Annotated in this window: 5 protein-coding genes; 3 read left to right on the top strand and 2 right to left on the bottom strand. The window is 63.1% G+C overall.

Annotation, left to right across the window (positions count from 1 at the left end; translation table 11 throughout):
* Positions 1–122: 122 nt before the first annotated feature.
* Positions 123–599, bottom strand: a complete 477-nt coding sequence (locus ACVOLS_RS21250) for a DUF2127 domain-containing protein (protein ID WP_481547272.1) — start codon at positions 597–599, stop codon at positions 123–125.
* A 5-nt stretch (positions 600–604) separates the two neighbouring features.
* Positions 605–2,452, bottom strand: coding sequence for a translational GTPase TypA (gene typA / locus ACVOLS_RS21245; RefSeq protein WP_481547271.1), 1,848 nt, complete (start codon positions 2,450–2,452; stop codon positions 605–607).
* A 213-nt stretch (positions 2,453–2,665) separates the two neighbouring features.
* Here typA and ACVOLS_RS21240 point away from each other — a divergent pair, with 213 nt between their 5' ends.
* The 3 genes from ACVOLS_RS21240 to ACVOLS_RS21230 all read left to right on the top strand — a co-directional run bounded on the left by ACVOLS_RS21240 (position 2,666) and on the right by ACVOLS_RS21230 (position 5,135).
* Positions 2,666–3,160 (top strand): peptidylprolyl isomerase, encoded by a 495-nt coding sequence (locus ACVOLS_RS21240; RefSeq protein ID WP_481547270.1) that lies wholly within the window; start codon positions 2,666–2,668, stop codon positions 3,158–3,160.
* A 111-nt stretch (positions 3,161–3,271) separates the two neighbouring features.
* Positions 3,272–4,255, top strand: coding sequence for a malate dehydrogenase (locus tag ACVOLS_RS21235; RefSeq protein WP_481547269.1), 984 nt, complete (start codon positions 3,272–3,274; stop codon positions 4,253–4,255).
* A 256-nt stretch (positions 4,256–4,511) separates the two neighbouring features.
* Positions 4,512–5,135, top strand: coding sequence for an RluA family pseudouridine synthase (locus ACVOLS_RS21230; protein ID WP_481547268.1), 624 nt, complete (start codon positions 4,512–4,514; stop codon positions 5,133–5,135).
* Positions 5,136–5,251: the final 116 nt, after the last annotated feature.

The following is a 5,251-nucleotide window of genomic DNA, read 5'->3' as shown; positions in this document are numbered from 1 at the left end:
CCCCCCCCCCCCCGCGCCCCTGTCCCGCGCCCCCCCCCCCCCCCCCCCCCCCCCCCCCCCCCCCCCCACTACTGGTGGAGCAGGTCTCATGCCGAGCATGGCTCGGCACTACAGGTGAAGCGTCAGCGCTTGCGGTGGCGCTTGCCCAGGTCGCGGGCCAGTACCCAGACGACCAGCAGGTTGACCGCCAGCAGCAGCCAGGAGGCCCAGCCGGGGTGTTTGACGATGGCGTAGAAGTCCAGCGGCAGATAGAGCGCGGCGGAGATGCAGCCCAGCCATGAGGCCCAGGCCTTGGCGCGCCACAGGCCCCAGGCTTCAAGCACGCGCAACAGCCCGTAGCCGACCAGTACAGCGGCGCCGAGGTGAACAGTATCGGGGGTGATCATGCCCAGCAACGAGGAGAACGCGCCGTTCTCGGGGTCACCACCTGCGCGGTGGATCAGGGCATTGATGATGTTGCGAAGCGGAGCCGGCCCGGAGATTTCCAGGCCAGCCGCGGCGAGAAAGGCCAGTACGGCCTTTCCCGCTTCCAGCAGCGCGATGGCTGCCAATCCCGGATGCGCATGCGGATCCGGGTTGTAGGGCTTGTTGTCAGTCAAGACAATCAGCCGCCGCGCGACGCCTTCTTGCGGTCGCTTTCGGTCAGGAACTTCTTGCGCAGACGAATTTCCTTCGGGGTGATTTCCACCAGCTCGTCGTCGTCGATGAAGTCCAGGGCCTGTTCCAGCGAGAACTTGATGGCCGGGGTCAGCTGGATCGCATCGTCCTTGCCCGAAGCGCGCATGTTGGTCAGCGGCTTGGTCTTGATCGCGTTGACGGTCAGATCGTTGTCCTTGGAGTGGATACCGATCAGCTGGCCTTCGTACACGTTGTCGCCTTCAGCTGCGAACAGCTTGCCGCGTTCCTGCAACGGGCCCAGCGAGTAGGCCGGGGTTGCGCCCGGGGCATTGGCGATCATCACGCCGTTCAGGCGCTTGGCGATGGCGCCCTGTTCCTTCGGGCCGTAATGGTCGAACACGTGGAACAGCAGGCCAGAGCCCTGGGTCAGGGTCTTGAACTCGTTCTGGAAGCCGATCAGGCCACGCGCCGGGATCTTGAAATCAAGGCGAACACGGCCCTTGCCGTCGGACTCCATGTTTTCAAGCAGGCCCTTGCGGGTGCCCAGCTTTTCCATCACGCCGCCCTGGTGCTGCTCTTCGATATCGACGACCAGCTGCTCGATCGGCTCCATGGCCTGGCCGTCGATCTGCTTGATGATGACTTCCGGGCGCGACACGGCCAGCTCGTAGCCTTCACGACGCATGGTTTCGATCAGCACCGACAGGTGCAGCTCGCCACGGCCGGAGACCAGGAACTTGTCGGCGTCTTCAAGCTGCTCGACCTTCAGTGCCACGTTGTGCACGGTCTCGCGCTCCAGGCGCTCCTTCAACTGACGGCTGGTCAGGAACTTGCCACCGGACAGGTCCTTGTTGCCGGCGAACGGCGAGTTGTTGACCTGGAAGGTCATCGAGATGGTCGGCTCGTCGACAGTCAGCGGCGGCAGCGCTTCCGGGGTGTCCAGGGCGCAGACGGTGTCGGAGATGGTCAGTTCCTGGATGCCGGAGATGGCGATGATGTCGCCCGCCTGTGCTTCCTCGACTTCGATGCGCTCCAGGCCCATGAAGCCCAGCACCTGCAGGACCTTGCCCTGGCGCTTCTTGCCTTCACGGTCGATCACGGCGACGGCCTGGTTCTTCTTGACCTTGCCGCGCTGGATGCGGCCGATGCCGATCACGCCGACGAAATTGTTGTAGTCCAGCTGGCTGATGCGCATCTGGAACGGGCCGTCGGCCTCGACTTCCGGCACCGGCACGTACTTCATGATCGCTTCGTACAGCGGGGTCATGTCGCCGTCGCGGACGGTGTCTTCCAGGCCGGCGTAGCCGTTCAGGCCCGAGGCGTAGACGATCGGGAAGTCGAGCTGCTCATTGGTGGCGCCGAGCTTGTCGAACAGGTCGAACACCTGGTCGATGACCCATTCCGGACGGGCGCCCGGGCGGTCGACCTTGTTGACCACGACGATCGGCTTGAAGCCCATCGCGAAGGCCTTCTGGGTGACGAAGCGGGTCTGCGGCATCGGGCCGTCCATCGCGTCAACCAGGATCAGCACCGAGTCGACCATGGACAGCACGCGCTCCACCTCGCCGCCGAAGTCGGCGTGTCCCGGGGTGTCGACGATGTTGATCCGGTTCTTGGTGCCGGTCTTCTTGTCTTCCCAGGTGATGGCCGTGTTCTTGGCCAGGATGGTGATGCCGCGTTCCTTTTCCTGGTCGTTGCTGTCCATTACGCGCTCGGCGAGTACCGTGCGCTCGGACAGGGTGCCGGACTGCTTGAGCAGCTGGTCGACGAGGGTGGTCTTGCCATGATCGACGTGGGCGACGATGGCGATGTTGCGAAGATTTTCGATGGACATGCGAAAGACGGCCAGCCGGTGCCGTGAAATGGGGAAAATGAGTCCAGCATTATAGCGCTATGTCGCAGTTATGCGAAAACTGCCGTTCAGACTGGTCCGATAGCCCATTCAGACTTCTCCCCGGCAGGCTGCGGGGGAGGGGCAGCAGCACGGGCAGAGCCGGGTGTAAACTAGCGGGCTATTGAGAGTCGTCTTCTTTACTAAGGATTTCCCATGTCGCTGATCGCCAATTTCGACACCTCCCGCGGCCTGATCAAGGTTGAGCTGTATGCCGACAAGGCGCCGCTGACCGTCGCCAACTTCGTCAACCTGATCAAGCATGGCTTCTATGACGGCCTGGCGTTCCACCGTGTGATCGCCGACTTCATGGTCCAGGGCGGCTGCCCGGAAGGCTCCGGCCGTGGCGGCCCTGGCTACCGTTTTGAAGATGAAACCAAGAACGGCGTGCGCCACGAGCGCGGCGTGCTGTCCATGGCCAATGCCGGCCCGAACACCAACGGCAGCCAGTTCTTCATCACCCACATCAAGACCGATTGGCTCGATGGCAAGCACACCGTGTTTGGCAAGGTGCTTGAAGGCCTGGACGTGGTTGACGCGATCCAGCAGGGCGATGCGATCAACAAGATCACCCTGGAAGGCGATACCGACGCCGTGCTGGCCGCCAAGGCCGACCGCGTCGCCGAGTGGAACAAGATCCTCGCCGCCTGATTGATACCGACGGCCACCTGCACAGGTGGCCGTTTCTGATTCCAGCTGGCCAGCGCGCCTGCGCAGGCCCGGCCTTACCCCCACAACCGCTTCTTAGCAGAGGAAACCCCCATGAAAGCACCCGTTCGTGTTGCCGTAACCGGCGCTGCCGGCAATATCGGTTATGCACTGCTGTTCCGCATCGCTTCTGGCGAAATGCTGGGCAAGGATCAGCCGGTCATCCTGCAGCTGCTCGAAATCGACAACGAAAAGGCCCAGGCCGCCCTGCAGGGCGTGGTCATGGAACTGGAAGACTGCGCATTCCCGCTGCTGGCTGGCGTGGTGACCACCGCTGACCCGCTGGTGGCCTTCAAGGACGTCGACGTGGCCCTGCTGGTCGGCGCACGTCCGCGCGGCCCGGGCATGGAGCGCAAGGACCTGCTGCTGGAAAACGCCAAGATCTTCACCGTGCAGGGCAAGGCACTGAACGCCGTCGCCAAGCGTGACGTCAAGGTGCTGGTGGTCGGCAACCCGGCCAACACCAACGCCTACATCGCGATGAAGTCGGCACCGGACCTGAACCCGCGCAACTTCACCGCCATGCTGCGTCTGGACCACAACCGTGCCCTGAGCCAGCTGGCTGCCAAGACCGGCAAGACCGTGGAAAGCTTCGAGCAGTTCACCGTGTGGGGCAACCACAGCCCGACCATGTACCCGGACTACCGCTTCGCCACCACCGGCGGCGCCAAGGTTGCCGAGCTGATCAACGATCAGGAATGGAACGCCAACACCTTCATCCCGACCGTCGGCAAGCGCGGTGCAGCGATCATCGCCGCCCGTGGCCTGTCCTCGGCCGCTTCGGCTGCCAACGCTGCCATCGACCACGTGCATGATTGGGTGCTGGGCAGCAACGGCAAGTGGGTGACCATGGGCGTGCCGTCCGACGGCTCCTACGGCATTCCGGAAGGCGTCGTGTTCGGCTTCCCGGTCACCACCGAGAACGGCGAGTACACCATCATCAAGGACCTGCCGATCGACGACTTCTCCAAGAAGTACATCGACATCACCCTGGGTGAGCTGGAAGAAGAGCGCGCTGGCGTTGCCGACCTGCTGTAACAGCTGGCGGTTGATGTGATGCAATGAACGGGGAAGCTTCGGCTTCCCCGTTTTTATTTGTTGTCGGTTGTAGTGCCGAGCCATGCTCGGCAGAGGTTTTACGCGTGAAGCCTCATGCCGAGCATGGCTCGGCACTACGCTCCCTCCCTTTCGCGCAGCGAAGGGGAGGGCTGGGGAGGGGTAAGCTTTCTGCCGGATTGACGGTCTATCGGTAAGGCCTCTGCCGAGCGTGGCTCGGCACTACATTTCGATTTTTATGACTGACACGATTGCTTTGCACTACATCGACGAGGCGCTGCTGTTGGCTGAAAAGCCGGCCGGTCTGCTGTCTGTGCCGGGTCGTCTGCCGGAAAACCAGGACTGCGTTGTGTCGCGCCTGCAGCTGGAGTATCCGGATGCATTGACCGTGCATCGGCTGGATCAGGTGACCTCTGGATTGATGTTGTACGCGCGCGGCAAAACGATGCAGGTTGCCTTGTCCAAGTTGTTTGAACAGCGGCAGGTCAGCAAGCGCTATGAAGCGTTGGTGCAGGGATTGGTTGAGGGCGAATCCGGCGAGATCGATCTGCCATTGATCTGCGATTGGCCGAACCGGCCAAAGCAGATGGTGAGCTTTGAGCTGGGCAAGCCGTCGTTGACGCGTTGGCGGGTATTGGCGCGGGATGTGGTTGCGCAGACCACGCGGGTTGAACTGGAGCCGGTGACCGGGCGCAGCCATCAACTGCGCTTGCACCTGGCAAGCATCGGGCATCCGATCGTGGGTGACGTGATGTATGACGCGCAGCCTGCGTCGCGGGTTTGCCTGCATGCGCGGCGTTTGGGGTTTGTGCATCCGTTGACTGGGGAGTTACTGGAGTTTGTTTCTGAGTGCACTTTCTAAAGTCAAAGGCTTGCCCTCACCCCAACCCCTCTCCCGGGGCCCCGCGGGGGGGGGGGGGAGCGGGGCGGGGGGGCGGCAGAGACACCCCCAACCCCCGCGGGGCCGGGGGTGGGTGT

The sequence above is a fragment of the Stenotrophomonas sp. STEN038 genome (assembly GCF_056759895.1).
This window is presented reverse-complemented; position numbering and strand designations above follow the sequence as displayed.